This window comes from Aliinostoc sp. HNIBRCY26 (genome assembly GCF_050235535.1).
In the GTDB taxonomy this organism is placed as follows: domain Bacteria; phylum Cyanobacteriota; class Cyanobacteriia; order Cyanobacteriales; family Nostocaceae; genus Trichormus.
The window spans coordinates 2,099,617-2,122,649 of record NZ_CP189852.1 but is presented as its reverse complement, the minus strand read 5'-3'; the positions used below and the strand labels follow the sequence as shown (position 1 = coordinate 2,122,649).

The following is a 23,033-nucleotide window of genomic DNA, read 5'->3' as shown; positions in this document are numbered from 1 at the left end:
CCTAATTTTTGAATTATTCTGTCCCCTGATTTCTGAATTCTGAATTTTTTTGAGTGGTGAGTGCTGAGTGGTGAGTGCTGAGTGCTGAGTAAAAGATAGTAAATCTTTTGCTTCCTCTGCTCCCTGCTCCTCTGCCTCATGCTCCCCTGCCTCCTAAGAGACGTACTTCCTAAAAGCGAGGGTGACATTATGACCGCCAAATCCAAAGGAATTGGATAGGGCAACGTCAACCTTTTGTTTGCGGCTAGTGTGAGGTACGTAGTCTAAATCACAATCTTGGTCAGGGTTTTCGATATTGATGGTGGGTGGAACTTGATCGTTGGCAATGGCCAGGACTGTGGCTACCGCTTCAATCCCGCCAGAACCGCCTAAAAGGTGTCCTGTCATGGATTTAGTGGAACTGACAGTGATTTTGTAAGCATGATCACCCAAAACTTTTTTAATGGCAGCAGTTTCAGTGGAGTCATTGGCTGGGGTACTGGTGCCGTGAGCATTGATATAACTGACTTGTTCGGGGGTGATACCTGCATCTTTCAAAGCCAAGCTAATGGCTCTAGCTGCTCCTTCACCTCCAGGGACTGGAGAAGTCATATGGTAGGCATCACAGGTCATACCATAACCCACGATTTCGGCATAAATACGTGCGCCACGACTTAAAGCGTGTTGTAATTCCTCCAGAATTAGAATTCCCGCACCTTCACCCATGACAAATCCATCGCGATCGCGATCAAAGGGACGACAAGCATGAGTCGGATCATCATTGCGAGTAGACAGGGCGCGCGCCGCAGCAAAACCAGCTACAGATAAGGGGGTAATCGCCGCTTCACACCCACCGCAAATCATCGCTTGGGCGTAACCACCTTGAATCATGCGAAACGCGTCTCCCACGGCGTTAGAACCAGCAGCACAAGCTGTTACAGTACAGTTATTTGGCCCTTTTGCGCCGGTGTGAATCGCTGTCAATCCTGCTGCCATATTAGCAATCATCATGGGGATCATGAATGGGCTACAGCGATCAGGCCCACGGTTGAGGTAGATGGTTTGTTGGTCTTCCATCACCTTAATACCGCCTACACCAGAACCAATAATAACTCCCACCTGTTCGGCGTTGAGTTCATTGATAACTAACTGGGCATCAGCAAGTGCTTGTTTGGCGGCTGCGACTCCAAATTGGGAAAATCTATCCATCCGCTTGGCTTCTTTACGATCCATGTATTCATGTGGATCGAAATTTTTCACCTCACCTGCAATGCGGCAATCATGACTAGAGGCATCAAATGCGGTGATGTAGTCAATGCCATTGCGTGCGCTGATCAATCCTTCCCAATACTCCGCAGGTGTGTTACCAATAGGTGTAATCGCGCCAACACCCGTGACAACAACGCGTTTACGATTATAATCTGTCATGACTCAGTATAAAGATGGCGAGAAAGTTGCAAAAATTAGGAACTAGGGACTAGGGAATGGGGACTAGGAAAAGAAAAGTTCCAGAGAACCAGAGAAAAAATTTGCCCAATCCCCAATCCCCAGTCCCCAATCCATGCTTTAAGCAGATGTAGCAACTTTACTGTTGATGTAATCCACTGCTTCTTGAACGGTTGTGATTTTTTCGGCGGCTTCATCGGGAATTTCGATGTCAAATTCTTCTTCCAAAGCCATAACTAATTCCACTGTATCTAGGGAATCTGCCCCTAGATCGTTGGCAAAACTTGCCTGTGGTGTAATTTTTTCCGCTTCTACACTGAGTTGTTCGGCAACAATTGCCTTGACTTTTTCAAATGTCTCTGTTTGACTCATAAGATAAAATTCCTTACCAGTTGCTACTGTCTGCTCTTTATGGGTGACATGGTTTTGAGCATATACATCTTATCGGAAAGCGCGATCGCCCGTATACGTCCCTGTCCAAAATTGGAATAGAGTAAGGCTCTGAAATTTTGCTTGTTACCAATTCTTACTAGATTTCTGGAAGAATGTCCAAAAAAAATACATTCCCTCTTCAGTATCTAGAGGCGAGGAGTGATAAAACAGTTATCATCGGGGCAATTGCCTGAAACAAACCTTATTTTTATGCTATCTCAGACACTAAAATATGCTTACTTCCCTGGTTGTGTAGCTCAAGGTGCTTGCGGGGAACTATATCAGTCAACTCAAGCTCTCACCCAAGCTTTGGGCATTGAATTAATTGAATTAAAAAAAGCTGCTTGTTGCGGATCAGGCACATTTAAGGAAGATTCTCAACTTTTAGAAGATACAGTGAATGCCAGAAATATTGCTTTGGCGGAAGCGTTAAATTTACCCTTACTCACTCACTGTAGTACCTGTCAGGGTGTGCTTGGTCACGTTAATGAACGTTTACAAGAGTTTCATGCCAGTAATCCTGAATATATTCAGCAAGTTAATGGCTTTTTACACAAGGAAGGTTGTCTACCTTATCGTGGTAGTACAGAAGTTAAACATCTGCTCTACGCACTAGTTAGCGATTACGGGTTAGAAAAAATCAGCCAACGTGTAACTCGTAAGTTATCCGGTTTAAAATGCGCCGCTTTTTATGGCTGTTATCTCCTGCGCGCGCAAAAATCCGTACCTGAAAAAGACCGATACAACCCAGAAGCAATGGAAAATCTGTTTCAGGCTGTAGGTGCAACCCCAATTTATTATCACGGTCGCACCCAATGTTGTGGCTGGCCTCTTTCTAGTTACGCTACTACTCAATCCTTTCAAATGGCTGGGATGCACATTCAAGAAGCCATCGCCGCCGGTGCTGATTGTTTAGTGACCCCTTGTCCTCTGTGTCATCTAAATTTAGACTCCCGTCAACCAGAAGTAGAAAAAGTAATTGGCAAAAAATTAGGTTTGCCAGTATTACATTTACCCCAATTAATTGCTTTAGCTTTAGGAGTTAGCCCTAAAGAATTAGGTTTAGAAAGGCATATTGTGTCTACTAAGCCAGTATTAGAAAAATTGGGACATAGAGTATAGGGCATGGGGCATGGGGCATAGGGCATAGGGCATAGGGCATGGGGCATAGAAGTTAAGTGTCTCTTATCTACCTTGTCCCCAGTCTCCAGTCCCCAGTCCCCAATCCCCAATCCCCTACCCCCCATTCCCCGTTCCCTTAAACTGACGTTGCAGTTGTCTGAAGAATTGATACATTTCCGGCAGATGCTTGTAAATTGCGGACACTTTCAGGTAAGTCTTGTGGGGAACAGCAGGACTAGCGGAGACTATTTCCCCTGGTTTGACATCGTGGGCGATGCCGGTTTGTGCTGATGCGATCGCGCCGTCGCCAATTTTGGCTTCGTTGGCAACACCCACTTGTCCGGCTAAAATGACACGGTTGCCTAATGTGACACCGCCAGCCATACCAGTTTGAGCTGCGATCGCACAACCTTTACCAATTTGGCAACCGTGACCAACCTGCACTAAATTATCAATTTTGGTATCACTGCCAATTCTGGTTTCTCCCACTGCTGGACGGTCAATTGTGGTGTTACAGCCAATATCAACGCGGTCTTCTAATACTACGTAGCCAGACTGTTTCATTTTAACCCAGCCAGTGCGGGTGGGAACAAAGCCAAAGCCTTCGCCACCGATGACCGCACCGCTATGAATGATACAATCTGCACCGATTTGAGAGCGTTCTTCGATGGTGCAGTTAGCGTGTAGGATAGTGCGATCGCCTATTCTTACATCAGGGTAAATCACGACGTTGGGGTGAATAATTACACCATTACCAATTTCTACCCCTTCCTGAACTACCGTATGGGGGCCAATGTAGACATCTTCACCGATTTTAGCTGTGGGATGAATGACTGCTGTAGGATGAATGTCTGGTTTAGGGGTGTATGGTGTATAGAAGATAGCGATCGCTTGAGCAAATAATAATCTTGGCTGTTTTGTCGCTAACCAAACTATTCCTCGCTCTTGTGCTTGTGCTTGGATTGTGGAGTCATCCGGTAAAATTAACGCACTAGCATTAGTTGTACTGATAAAACCTGCATATTTTGACCCCTCCACGTAGCTAATAGTACCGCTTGTAGCTTCATCAATCGCTGCTGCACCGCTAATTTCTGGATCATGGTCAGGACTGGCTATTAAACTATGGCTAGTGACCAGATCACCGAGTTGGGCTACAATTTCGCTAAATTTCATTTTGGCGTATTTAGATTTAGTAGTATTCTCTACAAAAATCAGATTATACCTACTATCTCGCCTTTCGTTGCCCCAGCCTCCAAACTCATGATTTTATGGGTTTTAGCAATGTATATTTTTTCGACAGTCTAACAATACTCAACCACCTAACATTACAGGTTAATTCACATTATAGGTAATTCTTATTTTACTAATTACATAGACAACTACCTTATATTAATTTTGCTATAAATTCGGATGTGATAAAAGAGATAGAACATTATCAGGCCAGAAAGAACGATTACCCATCCAAGCGGGAAGATGTCCTTTTGTAGCTGAAATGTCAAAATTAATTTGGTGATATTGAATCCACACACCGTCTACTCTCCATCCGACGCTTTCACTCAACCTTCTCCAAGCATCCTGTTTATATTCTTTAGGTTTGCCACCAACTTCTAAGTATATTTTCTTTTGGACGCTAAATCCGAAACGATAATTGCTGTATTGTAACCACAAGTCGTTAATTGTTGTAATATCTGTAACAGGAAAGTTAAATAGATTCTGATCACTCCAATTACCTCCTATACATTCATTCATCACTTTATAAGTTTCCCTATCAGCTTCTTTCCAGTTTGAATCTATAAGAAGATCCCTAAGTTTTGTATAGGCTATTATTTTTTCTGGGGTAATTTTTTCGCTGAATATCTTATCCTCAATTCTAGCCCCAATAATTAAGTCTAATTTCTGTTCAATATTGTTTAGGTCTTCCCCAATTTTATTCAGTATTTCTTGCTCATCCTCAATCTTATGTTCCAATTGAAACTTTCTGGTTATATCTGTTTCATATATCCATTCCTTCCTGATTAAATCAATTTTTTCTTTTTGCGTATCGTAATTTTTTTTCAATGAATCTCTTTCAGATTGGAATCGCTGCTTTTGATTATCCATTTTTTTGCTTTTATACTTCTTGTATTGGTTTTATAACATATTTAGCTATCCCGCAATACTTGATACACGTTTTCCTATGATGTTATAGATTATATCTCTGATTTTGTTGTAGCCTTGAATCCCAAAAATTCTGACTAAAATTATCGCTGCACCCAAAACTAAATAATTACGTAAAGAACTTAATTGAGGATATCGCTGTACAGCTTTCTGACGAAAATCTGCGGCTTGCTGATAATCTCCACTTTGCAAAGCTTTCCATGCAATACGCAAATTTGCAAAACCATAAATCCGATTTTCTAAAGTTTTTAAATCTTCAACAGATAAATATTCTGGAGCATGAGCAAAACTTTTCTCAAAAATCAAATTATAATTTTGCTCCATAATTTTCCAATTTTTAGAGCGATTATTTGGATGGGAACGATAATATACTAATGTTTCATTTATGACTTGAAATTGATAACGAGAAGCAACTCTCACCCACATTTCCCAATCTTGGGCATAAGCTAAACGATGATCAAAAACACCAACTTTCTCAAAACAAATGCGGCGTACCATCGGATTACTACCACACTCAATAATGTTATGTTCTATAATCGTTTCCCAAACACGACCTTCAGCATTATTCTTGCGAACTTTATTGCCAATATTACCTTGAGAGTCAATTGAACCCACCCAACTATAAACTAAACCTACTGTGGGGTTTTCATCCAAAATATTCACCTGTTTTTCTAGCTTATTTTCTGCCCAAATATCATCAGCATCGAGAAAAGCTAGATATTCTCCTTGCGCTTGATTAATACCATGATTGCGCGCAGCCGCAGGCCCCTGATTTTCTTGGGAGATTAATTTCACTCTGATATCGGTAACTTGAGTGAACCAATCTATAATCCCATCAGAACTACCGTCATTAATAACGATGACTTCATAATCATTAAATGTCTGTTTTAAAACACTTTCTAAAGTAGTTGGCAAAAATGCCATTGCATTATAAGCAGGAATAATTACAGAAACTTTTGGCATAAATATTACTCTCAAAATTATGAATTTTTCAGTTATGGGAATCAATTTGATTCTTGAGTAACCGCGTAGGGTGTGTTAGCGACAGCGTAACGCACCGCCCATAGCTACATATACTGTTCGCCATTAAATATTAATCAGTGTTTGTTTGATTTTCTGAGCAATGGCTGGCCAATTTAATTCCTCTTTCACTTTTCTTCTGGCATTTTCTGACATAAATTTTAAAGTCTGACTATCAGATAATAAATCAATCATTTGTTTTGCCAAAACTTCGGGTGTGGGTTGAGAAATTACCAAACCATTTATTTCATGCTCAATAATTTCAGGCATTCCATCCTGATCAGAGACAATACAAGGAATCCCATAATTCATCGCCTCAACTAAAAATAGACCTAGAGGTTCACAACGTGCAGGTGAAACCACTAAATCTGTGTTGAGGAAAATTCTTTGCATTTCAGTAGGCGAGGAAATATATCCAGGGTTATCTACACCATCTTCATTAATTGATAAAACCTCGCCTACAATCACTAATTTAGCTTCAGGAATTACTTGTTTTACTTGTTTAAATGCGTCTATTAGTAAATCTCCGCCTTTGCGGAAAAAATCATACCCATTAAATAGGATTTGTTTGCTACCAAATTTCTTTTCGCCTTGGTATAGCTCGAAGAAGTTACCAGAAGAATGTAGAACTGTAATTTTATCAGAATTAATGCCATAATCTTGTTCTAAAGAATATTTGACTTTATGGCTTTTAGTAAAAATGTGCAGAGCTTTTGTATAGGTTTGATGCTCACAGTCTAGCCAAGCTTGAAATTCCTGTTCTGTAGGGAAAGGGGCCCATTTAATCCAATTTTTTCTGGCGAGAACCATTGTATAGTCTAAATACATCACATAAGGAATATCAAATTTATCCCAACAGGGACTAAACATCCCATAGAGATGAAAAATTAAATCTGGATGATAATCACTGTTAATAATTTTCTGTTCTAGTTGGCGTGAGCTATTGATAAAGGTTTTGGCATTTTTACGGAAATATCCTGTTCTTTTGAGATTTAAAAATGGCAGTTTTATCTGAATGAAGTTAGCAATATCTTTTAATAATCTCCAACTGTAAATACTATTGACTGATAAATATTCTATGCGATCGCAATCGTCAGACATTGCTTGGAATAAAAATTTCATGCGACTGATCATAAATTTGTCGCCTGTAACTAAAATCTTTTTAATATTCATATCTCTGCCGAATTTAGGGAATAGATTTGCACTGTAGAAATCAAAGTAGATTCCTAACATTATTTTTGTAGTAAGGGAACGAAGAAGGGGTAAGAAGGCATAAAATTTTACCTAGCTTCTCAGACATCGAACAGGAGTCTGATAATTTTTAGTATCTGATACGGGAGTTTGATTCCAATCCCAACCGACGACTGATAAAGACAGCCACCAATAAAAGAAAAGGGTCGTGTGTTTCCAGATGTTGTCTGTAAACATTCCCAGCAGAATAGCTGATAATAAGGCAATGAGAATAAAACAAAAATTTTGCTGTGAGCTATTTTTTGGGGATGTCAGCATAATGTGTACAAGGCGATAAATTTGAGCAGCTATTAAGGACAAAAATGTGATAAATCCTACTATTCCGCCCTCGACTAAAGCACGCAGGTAATCATTGTGAGCTTCATTTTGCAAAACAGTAACATAGGAAGCAGTGCTAAGACCATAACCAAGTAAGGGAGCATTTTTCCAAGCTTCCCAAATAAAATGCCATTGGGCAATTCTCCAGTTAAAACTATTGCCATCTGTCCACGATAATAAAATCGCGCGCCACATATCCATATGAGGATTTAACAGTGGTGTATCGGACAGTGAACCAAGACGTTCTCGACCAAAATCTGTACTGGTAAAAAGAAGAATTACTAAACCTAAAAGTAAAATTCCCCCCATTAAATTGAGTAAATTTAATTTGGGGGCAATCATGACAAAGACAAACACAAATAACATTGCTGTCATTGTCAAGGCTTTAGTGCTGACGAAAAATACCGTCAAGATAGCTAATAAAAACAACCACGGCGCACGGTTACGTGTGTCGCGGATTTTCCAACAGGTAAAACCGATAAATAAGAGTAGAAAGGTAGCGAAGGAAGAAGGATGACCTAATGTTCCTCGGATGCGGGAAGCTGGTTCTAAACTACCAGCGTCTACGCTACTTTGTGCCAAAAAGGAAGGTAACAGGGAAGCAGGTAAAAACATCTGCATGGATGCTACCGTGAGGGGAATGACGAGACTGAGAAATAAGGTGGTAATTAATGTTTGTGGTTTTACCTTCCCTTGGAGCTGCATAACGAGGAGATAAACCATTAACCACGAAAATAACCGTGTCCACTCACGTACACCTTCAAATAGGTATGTACTATCTAAACCTAAACCACCCAGGGGTAATAATACTACCCACATTGCTTGTAAGGCTACCCATCCCGCAAAGAACCACCAGAATTTATCTACTTTGACGGCTTGACCTGTTAATAAAGAGACAATGACGTAAAGTAAAGCCAAGCCATCCAAACCAACAGCAAAAGCCGCAGGTAGTTGTTGCGCGGAGAAGGTATCTAAAGCACTACGTAGAACTAATAAACCAATGACTGCTTGCTCAAACTGAGCAAAAAACCAAACTAGAACTGCTACAGCAAATATAGGTAAGCCAATTAACAGGGGACTAACACCAACTAAAAACCCTGTTAATAGGCCAATACCAATACCGAATACCCCAACTAAGAATCCTAGTGAGGAATAACGACTTGAGCGTTTATTCGTCAACATGGTTATTTAACCGAGATGAAAAGGGAACACAATACAGGGAATGGGCTTTTAAAGGAGGTGAAATTTATACCAATTCTCCAAAATTAAGAAATAGATGCAAAGCTTGAAACCAAGATAGTGTCTAACTTTATTACATTGCAAATTGCAAATTGCGAATTGCGAATTGCGAATTGCGAATTGGTATTAGTTGCGATCGCCATTTCTATTACTACCAGGTAAACTTATTCTGGGTAAAAAAGATTGCTTCTCTTCAATGGGATGGCGATAATATTTTTCGGCATCGGTGGTCATACCGTTAACTATTACCCCTAGTATGGGGATACGGTTTTGCTGGAGTTCTGATACGGCTCTTTGTAATGATTCTTTCATGGTGACGCTGGGACGTGTGGTCATAATTACTCCATCACTGTATTGACTCAGGGTAGAAGCATCAGCGCAAACACCAATGGGTGGAGTATCGATAATGACCAAATCATAGTGGTGTGCGGCTTCGGCAATTAGGGATTTCATGGCTTCTGACTCTAGTAATTGTGAGGGTCTGCCATGTAGTTCACCACAGGTTAAGACAGAGAGATTTTCAATGTCTGTCGGCTGTACAGCATTGAGTAGCGTTCTATTACCGTTGATGACATCGCTAATTCCAGGTTTGGGGGGGAGGTTAAATAATGTATGCTGCACAGGCCTCCGTAAGTCTGCATCTATAATTAGGGTGCGACGAAAGAGCATAGCTGCAACAGCCGCCAGGTGGGAAACCACGACTGATTTACCTTCTCCAGAGATGGTACTGGTAACGACGACGACTTGTAATTTTTCATGGCTGCGAAACTCTAGATTTTTCAGCAGCATCCGGTAAGGTTCAACTAAACCGACATCATCTAAAAATTTTTCGGCTGGTTCTAGGGTAAGTTTAGTAGCGGGGAGACGAGGTAAAATTCCGAGTAGGGGTAACTTGAGTAATTCTTCAGCTTCGGCAACTTCGTAGAGTCTGTTATCCATTAACTCTAGGAGTAAAACTACGCCTGTGGCGAGAATGCTACCGAAGAAAATAGCGATCGCTAACACCACTGATCTTTTAGGATAGGCGTAATCAGTGGGAACTAAAGCCAGTTCAATAATCCGCAAGTTGCTGACTTTTTGCGCTTCTGCAATCCTGGCTTCTTCTAGTTTGCTTTGCAGCAATTTTAATGATTCGGCGGCTTCTTCTCGTTGGCGAGTCAGCATGGTGAGTGGTTGCTGTCTCAAAGGTAAAATTGCCAACTGCGCTTGTAGGTTTTTTCGCAAAGATTGGACGGTTTGCAGTTTGTTCTCAACGGCGACACGCTCGACTTCGTTATTAATCAGCTGAGTAGTGAGATTTTGACTGATTTGGTCTGAGGCGACATCATCAGTAGGGATAGTTTGATTGTTGGCTGAGACGCGACCTACTTGCTGTGCATATAAAGCGCGGATTTGTTCTCGTTGTCCTAAAAGAGAGACAACCTTGGGGTGATTATCTGTAAATTGTAAGCGGGCTTCAATCAGTTGCGTTTCAATTTCGGTTAACTTAGCTCTTAAGCTTCTGAGTTGTTCATCTTGACCGCTACGTACTGATGTATAGGCGTTATTTATATTTTTAGTTGCAGTTAATTGTCTCAAAGAAGCTTCACGCGATCGCGCTTCTTGTAATTGTGCGATTAATGTCCGTTCTTGGTCTTCTAAATTAGTTAAACTTTGGACTAAGCTTTTAGTTTGGTCAGTATCTGCCACTACACCACTTTTTTGTCTATACCTAGATTCCGCGACTTCGGCTTGTTGGAGACGATTCCGCGCCACTGGGACTTCTTTTTCGAGAAATTGTCTAACTTTGGTTGCTTCGGAACTAATAGCTTGAATATTTTCTTCCACCATTGCTTGCGAAACAGCGTTTAGCACATCAGCAGCAAATTGCGGATCTTGGTGAAAATAGTTCAATTGCAAAATATTAGTAGCAGGTAGAATACTCACTTTCAACGTGCTGCTAATATCTTTAGGTGTGAGCTGTATCTGTTGATGTTTGGAAGCTAGGGTCTTGATAGCTTCATCCAAAACCGCCTGTGATTTGACTAACTCTGCTTGATCAGCCAAGGGATTGCTACTACGTCCCACTCCAGAAGGTTGTGTTAAATCCCGTCCCAATTCCGAAACGCTCACCCCTTTAGCATCAACCATCATTTTGGCTGATGTGGCGTAAAAACGTGGCGTTATAGCTAAATAGGCGACTGATGCACCGATGACAGCCGCTAATGTAGACACAGCAGGTAGACCCCTGCGGCGCAATACTCCAAATAAGGTTGAAATACCTCTTCCCATTACGTATACCTTAAATTTTTTTCAAAGCTAAAGTAACAACCTGTGCAACTCGGAAACCTAACCCCCAACTCCTTCCCTACAAGGGAAGGGGAGCAAGAATGAAACTCAGCACTAATTAGTCATTAGTCATTAGTCATTACTCACCACTTCCCTAGAGATTTGAAGAAAAGTTACGCTCATAAGTTGCACAATTACTTAAAGTATTAAAGAATATTAACTACTCGTTATCATATCTGATACCAAATGGGGATAAGTAGTATTGTTTTGAAATTCTGCAATAGGCTATGAATCCAGACTTTTAATCCAAAATCCAAAATCTAAAATCCAAAATTGACATGATACCAGTGGGTAGCTAATACAAGGTAATCTCTACGTTCATCTGTAGAAATCACCGATTTTTTGCCCCTAATTTTGCCAAATCCCCTTCTGTAGTTTCCGTCTGTAATTTGTCGCTGATTTCACAAGGATAGAGAACTTGTGTATATAGTTTTAACGTTTCTGAGGTAATGCGATCCCAACTGTAGTTAAGACTGACGTATTTTTGAGCTTTTTTGACCATTTTTGTCAGATTTTCGGGATGGTGCAAAGCCCAATCAAGGGCGGAAACACAAGAGTCTAAGTTTCCGGCTTTAAATAGTATTCCGCGTTCTTCTGCTAATAGTTGTTGATGTGGTGCAATATCACTTCCCAAAACGGGTATACCTTCTCGCATTGCTTCTAACATAGATAAAGGTAATCCCTCCAAGTCGGAAGGTAAAACAAATAAGCCTGCGCCTCTGACAATTTCCCACAGGCGAGAACCTCTTAATTCCCCAGCAAAAACGATATTTTTTTGATGAGCGATTTTTTCTAGTAGTTGGGAGGTGAAGCCTTTGGTATCGCTGACACCCCCAGCAAAAACTAGTTTCCAGCCTGGGGGTTGCAGGCGACAAAAAGCATCGACTAACAAATCAGGGCGTTTTTCTGGGACAAGTCGGCCTAAAAATAGAATATAACGACCAGTTTCTAGTCCTAAATTACGACCATAGACGAAATTGGGGTCTGATTCACCGTAATTAGCAGGCGCGGTGGGAATATAAACGGTATTTCTTTGATATGTTTGCCAAAAGTATGTTTGCAGGGCTTTTGAGACGACAATCATACTGTGGGCAAAACGCACTGCTGTCTGTTCCCCTAGTTGAATTACCTTGGTAGACAGGCTACCCCATTTCGCTCTTTGCCAGTCTAAACCGTGACAAGTAACGACGATTTTGGCAGAATTAGCCAGTCTGGGTATGCAGGTAAATAAAGCAGGGCCGAGAGCGTGAAAATGAATAATATCATATTGCTGACGAGTAGCTGCGATCGCTCCCATTGCGGAGGTGACAAAAGCATCCACACCAGTATAATCTAATCCTGGTACGGATATCACCTGCACTCCGCGATAATAATTACTTTGCCAGCCAGCATTTTCTGTATATGATGTCCGAGCAAATAAATCTACAGTATGACCCTGGGAAACCATGCGGGGATAAATTTCCGCACAATAATGTTCAATACCACCCTGTTTTGGTGGTATGCCTTTAGCACCAATTACTGCAACTCTCATTGTCAATCTCGATTAATAGGGAATGGGAATGGGGATTTGGGGCTGGGAATCGGGAATCGGGGGTTGGGAATCGGGAATGGGCGGTGGATAAAGTAGACGATATTTCAATGCCCAATGTCCAAAATTCTTTAATTTTGAATTTTGAATTTTGAATTTTGAATTGGTTAGCCCTATGCCCCTGAATTGATTGCAACCAAGGATTTTTTTTCCCAACGCTGCCACATTTTTTTATACACTCCACTAATTACTGTTCTGGCTGCGTATGGTTGGGCGGTTTTGACACAGGCTGAGATGGGATAATTTTCTGGATTCATGACTACTTGGCGTAAAGCTTGAGCGATGCAGTCTGGTGTCCTTTCTTGACAGACAATACCGCTTTCGGGTGAGAGTAATTGCGGTGTCTCACCTGCTTTGGTGGTAACTATGGGTGTACCGCAAGCTAAGGCTTCTAAGACTACAAAGGGTAAGCCTTCAAAAGCACTTGTCAGCACTAAGGCGTGACAGACACGATGTAAGTCGGCTAAGGCTTTTTGGGGGACTGCACCTAGCATTGTGACTCGTTTTTCTAGTCCGAGTTGGGTAATCTCTGCGCGCACTGAATCGGCTAATTCACCATTACCTGCTATTAATAAATGAATTTTGGGGTCGTCTAAACTGGCTAAGGAACGAATTAGGAGAATGGGATCTTTTTGGGGATGTAAACGACCGGCAAACATCATAAAGCGGGTTTCTACATCTAGTCCTAAGCGCGTTGCTAGTTCGCGTCTACCTTCTGCTTTTTTGTCGGGGGTTAGGGGATAGAAAATATCCTCATCAAAGGTGTTTTTGAGAAAAGCTACTCGCTCTTGTAAGTCGGGATATCGCTCTTGGTAGAGTTTCATGGACTCGGTGTTGCAAGAGTAGATTTGCTGGAATTGATTTACCAACATCTTTTCTAAGGCGAAATAGGCGGCGGGAAATTTGCGCCACAAGATGGCGTTTTTGTCGTATTTGGCTGCTATTTGCGCCTGAATGTCATTTTGAATAAAAAGTGTCTTTTCTCCCTGCCAATGACGAGTTACTATGGTTGGTTCTATTCTGTAAAAGTGCATAAAATCTGAAGCGTAATTACGCCCAACCAAGGCAGCTGTATATTTAACAGTGGTGGGAATTAGACCTCTAAAATCGTCATTTTCTATAAAAAACAGGGGTAAAAAACTAATTTCTCTGCCTGCAAATTCTGCTTGTCGCCATTCACCTAAAGTCTGGGAGCGATCGCTTGCTGTCCCTACAAGTCTGACTTCAAACTCCCTGGGCGCATATTTGATAAATGTATTAATGAGTGTCTGAATTCCGCCTATGGAACTACACCAGGGATTGTACTGGTAGAAAATCGTTAAAACTGGTTTTCGCATTACTCACACCCCAAGGGAACTTTGTTGCACAAACACAAAGAAGTTGAACTGATGATTGAGGGAAATACTGAATTTTAGCCGTAATTTATGCAACAATGGTACTTAACATACACAGCCCTATCGTAGTATCTCTACTGAGAAAAGTCACTTTTTACTTAATGTCTTCACGAAATTTTTACATTGAAGACAAAAAAATTTAGTGCCGAAAACTTCAGATTTTTCTAACAACTATCTATGAATCCTTTACTACACCAATTTATGAAGATATCAGTGGTAATTATAAGGTAGCTTTAAATCAACTTCATATTAACTTTACAAAAACTGCATATCTGTAAAAATTAGAATCATTATCTTGATTTGATTTTTGCTTACATCCAAAAAAGCAACTATAAATGAATTTATACTCTTGATAAAACTTTGGGACTCATATTATTTGTTGGCAATATGTGAGAGGGAATTAAAAATAGTGAAAATAAGTCCAAAGACAGAAGACACAAGCTTTAAGCTCTACAATAAATATATTTATGAGCGTGTTGTAGCGTATTGATTTGTATATTTACATTCTGTCAGATTTAAAAGTCTTTGGATTGGAGTCTTTTGCAATAAATTTAGTTACTATGTGCTTAAATCAATTGTGCCATAGTATCTGATATGTGTAAGAATATATAGGAATCCGCTTTGATTCCTGAAATCATTTGCGTAGGAAGGGAACAGGAAACAGGGAACGGGGAACAGGTAAGAAGGAACAAAAATGTACGGAGTTTTTTTCAGAAATAAAATATGAGTCCTATAGGTGAGTTTAACTGAACAATAGAGCCGTTATTTTTAAAATATCAGCTAGATCAAAATTTTTAACAAATTAAAAAAGACGTGGTTAAAACACGTCTGGAAATGTTTTGGCGGATTGTTTTGAAATCAACTATTTTCTGGTGAACCAGTGATGATGGCTAGCTATTCTGAAATTTGCTCATCATCATCGTCGGATGTTTCTTGCGATCGCTGGTATTGAAGCTGGTTCAATAGTGATAGCACCTTTGTTCCTCTTTCAATGGAACGGTCTTCAATAAAAATCACTTCAGGTGTGCGACGCAACCTAACTCGCGCACCTAGTTCACTCCGCACAAAACCGGTGGCTGATTTGAGTCCGGCCATTGTTTCGGCTTTGGCTTCCTCTGTACCATAGATACTGACGTAAATTTTGGCGTGCTGGAGATCACCCGAAACATCAACATCAGTGACACTGACCATTCCTGTACCCACACGGTCATCTTTAATACCATTCAGTAGCATTTGGCTAACTTCCCGTTTAATTAATTCAGCAACACGGGAAACGCGGCGATTTGTAGCCATATAAATAATCCCTCTCCACAGAGGTAAGACAACAACAAATATAAGTGAGGTAGGACAAGGGTTGTAGATGAACCAACACTGTCCTTAACAGCGATCGACAATATACTTTTAGTCTAGATGGTACTAAATCCCAACATCGCTCGTAATGTGAAAGTCAGGAACGCCAAACCGCCTATCAATAAGCCCAAAACAGCCACTAGGGTGACTGGACGCTTTAACAGAGGGAACAATGGTTCAAAGGTGTTCAGCAGCAAACCTAGAACTATAGTAATCAAGTAGCGGGGGTAGCGAAAAACGTTATCCCAAAATCCGTCAAACATTTTAATTGAGACTGCCTTGTTATAGAATTAACGTTTGTTTTGATGTAGTTTATCCCCCTTATTGTAATCCATTGTGCAGGAAAACTACTCAATTCATATAAAATATGCTTCGTTAGTTATATTGTCACAGTTCAGAATCTTATCAGCAAAATTCAGATATCAATCAAGTTTTGATATTACTACTATATCTATTAGTCAGATTCTTCAGAATTACTTTATTGTCCTGAATCCTGTATATTCTCTGAAATATGATGTTATATTTATTAGCCTATATCTGAATCGCCGTGCAATGGTTAGTGAAATCTCTAAGGAAACTTGCTCGCGCCCTTTTTTAAAGTGGGCTGGGGGTAAAAGTAGATTAATACAACAATATATTCCCTATTTACCCAAGAATTATCAAAATTATTATGAGCCATTCTTGGGGGGTGGAGCTTTATTTTTTTATTTACAACCTCGACGAGCGTTTTTAACTGATATTAATGGTGAATTGATTAATGTATATTGCTGTGTCCGTGATCATGTGGAAGAATTAATTTGTCTTTTGAAGGAACATAAACTTAGACATAACAAAGATTATTATTACAGTGTTAGGGCTGATTCTGGTGGTAGTGCTTTAGAAAAAGCCGCTAGATTTATTTATCTGAATAAAACTTGTTATAACGGTTTATATCGGGTCAATTCCCAAGGTAAATTTAATGTACCTTTAGGCAGATATGCCAATCCTAATATTTGCCCAGAAGATTTACTCAGAGCAGCCTCTGCTATTTTGCATACATCAGAAATTCAGCAGTCAGACTTTGCCAATATATTAAATTACGCTACGAGTTGTGATGATTTTGTATTTTGTGACCCGCCTTATCATCCTATCAGTAGCACAAGTTATTTTACCAGTTACCATCAGACTATTTTTGATGCAAGAAAACAAGAGAAATTAAGAGATGTCTGTGCAGAATTAGCAAGTATTGGGGTAAAAGTTGCTGTTTGTAATTCGGATTCCGATTTTATTATTGATTTATATCAAGAGATTGGTTTTAAAATTCATAAAATAGTAGCTGCCCGTTCTATTAATTCTAATACTCAAAAGAGAGGGCTGATCAGTGAATTGTTAATTACATCTTATTAGAAATTTTTATTAGCCCAGGCAATAAATCTATCTAATGTATAAACTGCTAGTAAATTATGATTATGTTTCACTTGCTGTTTTAACCAATCAATAGCTCCTCCGCGCATCCCTTCACCCCCAATGACTACTATTGTCGGTGCTGGATAATATTCTTGAATATTCAAGTTTAAATAAGGAAACTTTTCATCAACTGAACCGCCGCTTTCTTGCCATTTACATTCAATAATTAATCCGCCAGGAATTGTGGGTGTTCCTATGACATAAAAATCAACTTTAAGAGCAGTATTATAAATGCCGTTACCAATCCCAACTTGCTTACCATAGCGTTTATTTAACAAACTGGCATTTAGTAAATACTCTTTAGTAATATGACTGCCAATTTGGAAATATTCATAAGCAGTTAATACTGCATCTACATTACTTTCTAAAATCTTACCTGCTTGATTTGCTCGTGCGCCTGGAGTCATAGGAATTCAAAATTCAAAAATTACAGATAAGTAAAACAGGGTAAATCATTAAAGGTTTGTAGAGAGAACTAAAGTCCTCTCTACGAGACTCTCCGCGAACAAAAAAGGACTAAAGTCCTTACTACGAACTGAATCTTAGTATTTTTACATTGCTTAATATAGTTTGGTTTTTCCTAGTTGTTCTGACTTGAAAAAGGGGTGTAGGGGTTTAAGGGTATAGGGGTGTAAGGGAAAGACTTTTTCATGTGTTCTGGTGTACGCAGTACATGACGGCTACTTAATTCCCATAGGCTAAAGTTACCTACGGAGGACTTGTATGATTTTCATTTCTGCTCATCATCTGTAACTGTTGGTGCTAATCTCACTCATTCCAGGATTTCATGGAAATGGGAGTAAATAAATAATTACTTAATATGAATTTTCAATTTCTATTATTTCAGTGCAAATGTACTATAAAAATCAGTGGATTTTTGATGATTTTAGAAATCTAAGAACCCCAATTTCTTTAAGAAATCGGGGTTCTGAAGTGGCTGGGCATAAGATAATTCAATATGCTTTAGTGGAGAATTTGGGCTAAAACCTAAAAATAGGGATGTTGTATATTTCTCATTGAAATCAACGGTTAAGTGACTTAGTGCTGAAATTTAGCCTGTTTGCATTTCAGTGTGGCCGTTGCGGATAGCCCAGGCGATGTCTAGTAGTTGTGTCCAACGCTTTTGTAGTTGCTTGGGAGTACATTTTAAGGTTTTAGCGATCGCCTGATCACTTTGTTTAGCCATTTTTAATTCTAATAATTGCTGTTGTTGGGGAGATAAGGTACTCATTAAAGTTTGCCACTGTTGGGCAGATAATCCCAATTTTTGATCTAAACCTGCACCCAACCATTGATGCACTAATTGCCAATGATGTTGCTTGGCAAACTTCTGCACATGATATTTAAAACGCTGTTGTAGATAATCGCGTTGACGGCTAGTAAGTCCGAGAATTTGGTCAATTTCTGGGGCTGGTAAGTCTTGTAGCTTTAAAACCAGGTAATTTACGCAATCAGATTGTCCTTGGGCTTCCAAATATTGAATGAGTTCAGAGATAATGCGATCGCGTTCTGATTCTTCTGATAAATCAATATGAGCTTGAGCAATCATTTGCGCCCTAATCTGTTGTACCGCCGAGTTCCGTAGGTAAGATTCTGCTTCCTCACTTTTGGCAGATTCTACAGCCATCTCAATATCTACAGCTGTTTCTTGGGGCTGACGACGGGCAAAACCTTGAGCGCGTAAAATAATTAATTGTTGATTGTTTCCACCAGGTAAATTAATCCGACGCTTGGCATACTGTTCAGTAAATGCCATGTATTCAGCCAACTGCAACTGCGTGCGGGGGGTGTAATCTTCCGGTAATTCGTTCTCGCGACGAAAAGCCTTAATAGCTTCAATGTAAAATGCTTGGAGAAAATCTTCAATTAGATTGTAACGACCTTCAAATCCCAATTCCGAACCAGCTATGGTGACATGACGGTAAACCATAGAACCCAAGCTACTATGTAATTCTACCCGTCCCCGTCGAGAACCTAATTTATAGTAATGTAGACACTTTTGCAGGCGGTGGCGAGATAAAGTCACCTGCCAAGACTGAATCGCCCCAGAGGTTTGAATGCGGGAACTCTTATCGCAAATGCGTTGAACTTCCTTGGCAATACGTTGGGCAACATTCTGCACACAACCAGGTGTTGCTTTGACTTGAGCTTGCATTTCCTGACATAGCAGTTGTATCAAAGCATCTGTAGCGGATAATTCTTCGGTAACAACTTCATTGACATAAGTAGATGTAGAGGCTGGTAGATTTGCAAGATTGAGTTTCATGACTTTTCCTGGGTGTGGTTTTGCACCTTTGAGACAATGCACAAACAGCAGCTAAAGTCAGGTTTGAGTGGAAAACCACAAAACCAACCAAAAGCACTGTTCATATATATGACTGTACGCAATGTAAAAAAGTTACAGAGAATGTAGTGTGTCGCTTTTTCTCAAGCAACCCCATCGAGGTTAACACAAGCATATTTGCTTTGCCCGTAAAATGGCTAAAAAGCTTAATATGTCTCCATCACTGTCATTGTGTCCTCACCACTCCCAATGTTTGTCTGTATGACGATAGAAAAACTGGAGTCTGTTACGGACATAATTCCGAAACAACGGGAAAAGGCTGTGAAGTTCAATAATTAAACCCATGCAGCCACAGTTTCCCAACCTAAACCCCTCCTGGTAATCAAGGGTTCATCTCCAGTTAAGTCCACAATCGTAGAAACTTCATAAGTTGGGTCTTCGCCTGTATCTACAATTACATCTACAAATTTATCCAAACGATCAAATAACTCCACGCGAGACAATCTTAGTTCTGAATTGATTTGAAATTTGCCGTCATCCACTTCATCTGGCGGTAAATGGGCTGAAGTCGAAATAATAGGGTTTCCTAGTGCTTCTAATAATGCTAAACACACAACATGATTGGGTACCCGAATTCCAGTAGTTTTGCGTTTAGGACTTTGTACCAGTTTTGGCACTAATTTAGTAGCAGGCAGCAAAAATGTATAAGTTCCTGGAATTAACCGTTTCATAATCCTGTATGCTGTGTCACTAACAAAAGCATAAGTAGTAACATTTGACAGGGAAGGACATAAAAACGTCAGTGGTTTATCATTTGCTAGCTGCTTAATTTGTCGGACTTTTTCCACCGCAGATTTGACATTTAAATCACAACCGATCGCATAAACTGTATCTGTTGGATAAAGCATAACTGCGCCCGTGGCAAGTGCCGACCTTATTTCCTCTATTCTGCGACTTTGGGGATTCTCCGGATGGACTGAGATAATTTTTGCCATATTGCGTAAGTATTGGGAATGGGGAATTGGGCATGGGGAATTGGGAATTGGGCATGGGGCATTGGGCATGGATTATAAAATAGATGCCCGTTAGTAATCTCCCTCATAAGAAGGGATATACTCTTACGGTGATGTTCTGTAAACTTAAGGGTTGCATATATTTACATACACAGGCAAATTTTAGGGGACTAGGTAAGTAGAAAGGCAAAAGGCAAAAAGCAAAAGTAAAAAGAAAAGAGTCTAATAACTCTTGACTATTGACTATTGACTATTGACTGTTGACTAATGACTAATGACTATTAACTATTGACTTATGACTAAAATCGCTTATTTTCAATGTCCAGCCGGGATATCTGGTGATATGTGTTTGGGGTCTTTGGTGAGTCTGGGTGTTCCCCTGGAATATTTGACGGCAAAACTCAATAATTTGGGTATATCCCAGGAATATAAGTTAAGGGCAGAATTAGTACAGAAAAATGGTCAGCAGGCTACTAAGGTTCATGTAGATTTAATTGAACATCACCACGACCACCATCACCATCACCACGAACACCATCATGGCCGCCATCTGCCGGAAATTGAGCAAATGATTCTCAATGCAGGGTTGCCTTCACGGGCTGAGGCTTGGAGTTTGGCGGTATTTCGCCAATTAGCCGTGGCGGAAGGTGCTGTGCATGGGATTGCGCCAGAAAAGGTGCATTTTCATGAAGTTGGTGCGGTGGATGCAATTGTGGATATAGTTGGTACTTGCCTGGGATTGGACTGGTTAGATATTGGTACTGATGCGGCAGGATTCCCTTTATTGTATTGTTCGGCATTTCCTACGGGTGGGGGTACTGTCAGGGCTGCACACGGACAGATGGCTGTGCCAGTACCGGCAGTTTTGAAGTTATGGGAAATGCGGAGTTGTCCTGTTTATAGTAATGGGATTGATAGAGAATTAGTAACACCAACCGGAGCTGCGATCGCAACTACTTTAGTCCGGGAATTTGGCGCACCACCACCAATGACCATCAAAAAAATAGGATTAGGATCTGGTACTATTAATCTCCCTATTCCCAATATACTACGCCTCTGGCTGGGTGAAAGTGCCACTTCTGAGCCTCATTTCATGGATTCTCAGGAAACTGGCACAAATTTAGAAACCATCTCCGTACTAGAAACCCAAATTGATGATTTAAATCCACAGGCGATAGGTTACGTATTTGAAGCGTTGTTTGCATCTGGTGCTGTGGATGTCTTTACCCAACCCATAGGTATGAAAAAATCCCGTCCAGGGATTTTACTAACTGTGATTTGTCATCCAGAAAATTTAACAGCTTGTGAAACTGTGGTATTTCGTGAAACAACTACTTTGGGTATCCGGCGCACTACCCAGCAACGCGCTATTTTAGAACGGGAAATTCAAAAAGTAGAAACGAAATACGGCACAGTGAGAATTAAAGTAGCATGGCAAGGACAAGCTACAGATAGGCGTGTTGCCAACATTCAGCCAGAATACGAAGATTGTGCAGCACTAGCCCGTCAATACAATATTCCTTGGCGGGAAGTTCATCAGATGGCCTTGCAAAGCTGGCAATTTAATTAGGCATTATGAACTACGTGTACAAGAAGACATGAGTAATAAGTAATGAGTAATGAGTAATAAGTAATAAGTAATAAGTAATGAGTGTAAGTCCTATGGGCATTTACTCATTACTCAGCACTCAGCACTCATTACTCAGCACTCAGCACTCATCACTCATCACTCATTACTCAGCACTCATCACTACGAATTAGTTTAATATCTGATGCTAGGTAAAATCGAAAGGTCTATAATTTCACCTACTAATAAACCAGCAGCAGCTAAAAAAGTTAAAATCCAAAAGGAATCTTTCTTATTGAAGCCTGCAAACCGCATTTCTAAATCTGCTAACAAGGTGCTAGCGATAGGGATAAGAAAGAGACTAAATAATAGTGACCAAGTAGCAACTAAAGCAATTGACGTACTCAAGACTAAAATCACCACTAGGCTGCGAGAACCCAAAGAAACTAAACGTTCTAACCAAGAAACACTTCTACGAACTACAGCTATAGCGATCGTCGCAATGAAACCTCCCACCAACCAAATAATGTGATGGGCGGCTAAGTACCATCCTAAAATAGCGTAAGCTAGCCAAAGCAATATTAGGGACAGAATAGGAATTCTGTGAAGAGACTTTAATTCAAGCCTTTCCATAACTCTACATAATGTGAAGATTTACGCCGACGATTTGTGAGTAAATATTATAGTAGTCCGATTTGATTGATGAATTACGCCTAGAGTTAGATTAGAGTTAGGCGAAAAATACAATCACAGAAACAGCGAAGAAATAGTTTACTGAGTCTATTCAAAAATCAAATAGGAATCCTATGACTATTTATATAGTCTAGATGTAGCAAAATTTTGACAAAAACCCTCAAATTATAAGAAAAAATTAATTATATTTATAATGAGTTTAAAAATGTACATATAGAGATATTAATCTTATCTGAATTACTGAATATACTGACTTGAATAGGGAATACAGAAGAGTACAGAGTTGTGTGTAAATCAAATCAGGTTTATATATTTCCGCTATTTTACTTAACCATAAATTAACCTAGCAAACACTATTATTGCATTGCCAAGATAATACCAGCAATCCTATTTGATTTCTGAAAAA

19 protein-coding genes and 1 pseudogene are annotated in these 23,033 nt (G+C 40.0%); 4 read left to right on the top strand and 16 right to left on the bottom strand.

Going from position 1 to position 23,033, the window contains the following annotated elements:
- Nucleotides 1–153: 153 nt before the first annotated feature.
- A complete protein-coding gene (gene fabF / locus ACQFX9_RS09040; RefSeq protein WP_427161680.1) occupies nucleotides 154–1,407 on the bottom strand; it encodes a beta-ketoacyl-ACP synthase II in 1,254 nt (417 codons plus the stop codon).
- 138 nt (nucleotides 1,408–1,545) lie between these two features.
- The gene (gene acpP, locus ACQFX9_RS09035) at nucleotides 1,546–1,797 is read right to left on the bottom strand and encodes an acyl carrier protein (RefSeq protein WP_427161679.1); all 252 of its coding nucleotides are present in this window, start codon (nucleotides 1,795–1,797) and stop codon (nucleotides 1,546–1,548) included.
- A gap of 270 nt (nucleotides 1,798–2,067) precedes the next feature.
- On the opposite strand from acpP, the gene ACQFX9_RS09030 reads away from it, so the two are divergent.
- Nucleotides 2,068–2,979: a CoB--CoM heterodisulfide reductase iron-sulfur subunit B family protein gene (locus ACQFX9_RS09030; RefSeq protein ID WP_427161678.1), complete on the top strand. Its 912-nt coding sequence runs from the start codon at nucleotides 2,068–2,070 to the stop codon at nucleotides 2,977–2,979.
- 114 nt (nucleotides 2,980–3,093) lie between these two features.
- Here ACQFX9_RS09030 and lpxD read toward each other — a convergent pair whose 3' ends face one another.
- From lpxD to rbfA, 9 genes are all read right to left on the bottom strand, one after another.
- Nucleotides 3,094–4,152 carry a UDP-3-O-(3-hydroxymyristoyl)glucosamine N-acyltransferase gene (gene lpxD, locus ACQFX9_RS09025; RefSeq protein ID WP_427161677.1) on the bottom strand — a complete coding sequence of 353 codons (1,059 nt, stop codon included), beginning with the start codon at nucleotides 4,150–4,152 and terminating at the stop codon, nucleotides 3,094–3,096.
- A gap of 225 nt (nucleotides 4,153–4,377) precedes the next feature.
- Nucleotides 4,378–5,079: a GUN4 domain-containing protein gene (locus ACQFX9_RS09020; RefSeq protein ID WP_427161675.1), complete on the bottom strand. Its 702-nt coding sequence runs from the start codon at nucleotides 5,077–5,079 to the stop codon at nucleotides 4,378–4,380.
- Between the two features lie 45 nt (nucleotides 5,080–5,124).
- Complete coding sequence (locus tag ACQFX9_RS09015) at nucleotides 5,125–6,099, bottom strand: glycosyltransferase family 2 protein (protein ID WP_427161674.1); 975 nt, start codon at nucleotides 6,097–6,099, stop codon at nucleotides 5,125–5,127.
- Between the two features lie 123 nt (nucleotides 6,100–6,222).
- Nucleotides 6,223–7,329 carry a glycosyltransferase family 4 protein gene (locus ACQFX9_RS09010; protein WP_427161673.1) on the bottom strand — a complete coding sequence of 369 codons (1,107 nt, stop codon included), beginning with the start codon at nucleotides 7,327–7,329 and terminating at the stop codon, nucleotides 6,223–6,225.
- Between the two features lie 111 nt (nucleotides 7,330–7,440).
- Nucleotides 7,441–8,907, bottom strand: coding sequence for an O-antigen ligase family protein (locus ACQFX9_RS09005; protein WP_427161672.1), 1,467 nt, complete (start codon nucleotides 8,905–8,907; stop codon nucleotides 7,441–7,443).
- 183 nt (nucleotides 8,908–9,090) lie between these two features.
- A complete protein-coding gene (locus ACQFX9_RS09000; RefSeq protein WP_427161671.1) occupies nucleotides 9,091–11,235 on the bottom strand; it encodes a GumC family protein in 2,145 nt (714 codons plus the stop codon).
- Between the two features lie 388 nt (nucleotides 11,236–11,623).
- Nucleotides 11,624–12,823, bottom strand: a complete 1,200-nt coding sequence (locus ACQFX9_RS08995; RefSeq protein ID WP_427161670.1) for a glycosyltransferase family 4 protein — start codon at nucleotides 12,821–12,823, stop codon at nucleotides 11,624–11,626.
- A gap of 170 nt (nucleotides 12,824–12,993) precedes the next feature.
- Entirely contained in the window at nucleotides 12,994–14,217 is a 1,224-nt protein-coding gene (locus ACQFX9_RS08990) for a glycosyltransferase (RefSeq protein ID WP_427161669.1), read from the bottom strand.
- 951 nt (nucleotides 14,218–15,168) lie between these two features.
- Nucleotides 15,169–15,507, bottom strand: coding sequence for a 30S ribosome-binding factor RbfA (gene rbfA / locus ACQFX9_RS08985; protein WP_427161668.1), 339 nt, complete (start codon nucleotides 15,505–15,507; stop codon nucleotides 15,169–15,171).
- Between rbfA and ACQFX9_RS08980 the strand changes: the two are divergent.
- A pseudogene (locus ACQFX9_RS08980) lies at nucleotides 15,449–15,571 on the top strand (hypothetical protein); the annotation flags it as partial. The gene rbfA and the pseudogene ACQFX9_RS08980 sit on opposite strands and share 59 nt — an antisense overlap.
- A gap of 109 nt (nucleotides 15,572–15,680) precedes the next feature.
- On the opposite strand, the gene ACQFX9_RS08975 reads toward ACQFX9_RS08980, so the two are convergent.
- Entirely contained in the window at nucleotides 15,681–15,887 is a 207-nt protein-coding gene (locus ACQFX9_RS08975; protein WP_427161667.1) for a DUF751 family protein, read from the bottom strand.
- A 289-nt stretch (nucleotides 15,888–16,176) separates the two neighbouring features.
- On the opposite strand from ACQFX9_RS08975, the gene ACQFX9_RS08970 reads away from it, so the two are divergent.
- Entirely contained in the window at nucleotides 16,177–17,010 is an 834-nt protein-coding gene (locus ACQFX9_RS08970; RefSeq protein ID WP_427162842.1) for a DNA adenine methylase, read from the top strand.
- Here ACQFX9_RS08970 and ACQFX9_RS08965 read toward each other — a convergent pair.
- The 3 genes from ACQFX9_RS08965 to ACQFX9_RS08955 all read right to left on the bottom strand — a co-directional run bounded on the left by ACQFX9_RS08965 (nucleotide 17,007) and on the right by ACQFX9_RS08955 (nucleotide 20,349).
- On the bottom strand, nucleotides 17,007–17,477 hold the full coding sequence (locus ACQFX9_RS08965; protein WP_427161666.1) for a PD-(D/E)XK nuclease superfamily protein: 471 nt from the start codon (nucleotides 17,475–17,477) through the stop codon (nucleotides 17,007–17,009). The two genes, ACQFX9_RS08970 and ACQFX9_RS08965, sit on opposite strands and share 4 nt — an antisense overlap.
- A 644-nt stretch (nucleotides 17,478–18,121) precedes the next feature.
- On the bottom strand, nucleotides 18,122–19,336 hold the full coding sequence (locus ACQFX9_RS08960) for a HetZ-related protein (RefSeq protein WP_427161665.1): 1,215 nt from the start codon (nucleotides 19,334–19,336) through the stop codon (nucleotides 18,122–18,124).
- A gap of 353 nt (nucleotides 19,337–19,689) precedes the next feature.
- A complete protein-coding gene (locus ACQFX9_RS08955) occupies nucleotides 19,690–20,349 on the bottom strand; it encodes an L-threonylcarbamoyladenylate synthase (RefSeq protein ID WP_427161664.1) in 660 nt (219 codons plus the stop codon).
- Nucleotides 20,350–20,662: 313 nt separating this feature from the next.
- Here ACQFX9_RS08955 and larC point away from each other — a divergent pair, with 313 nt between their 5' ends.
- The gene (gene larC / locus ACQFX9_RS08950; RefSeq protein WP_427161663.1) at nucleotides 20,663–21,937 is read left to right on the top strand and encodes a nickel pincer cofactor biosynthesis protein LarC; all 1,275 of its coding nucleotides are present in this window, start codon (nucleotides 20,663–20,665) and stop codon (nucleotides 21,935–21,937) included.
- Nucleotides 21,938–22,129: 192 nt separating this feature from the next.
- Here the strand turns inward: larC and ACQFX9_RS08945 are convergent, their stop codons facing one another.
- Nucleotides 22,130–22,567: a hypothetical protein gene (locus ACQFX9_RS08945; protein ID WP_427161662.1), complete on the bottom strand. Its 438-nt coding sequence runs from the start codon at nucleotides 22,565–22,567 to the stop codon at nucleotides 22,130–22,132.
- Nucleotides 22,568–23,033 lie beyond the last annotated feature (466 nt).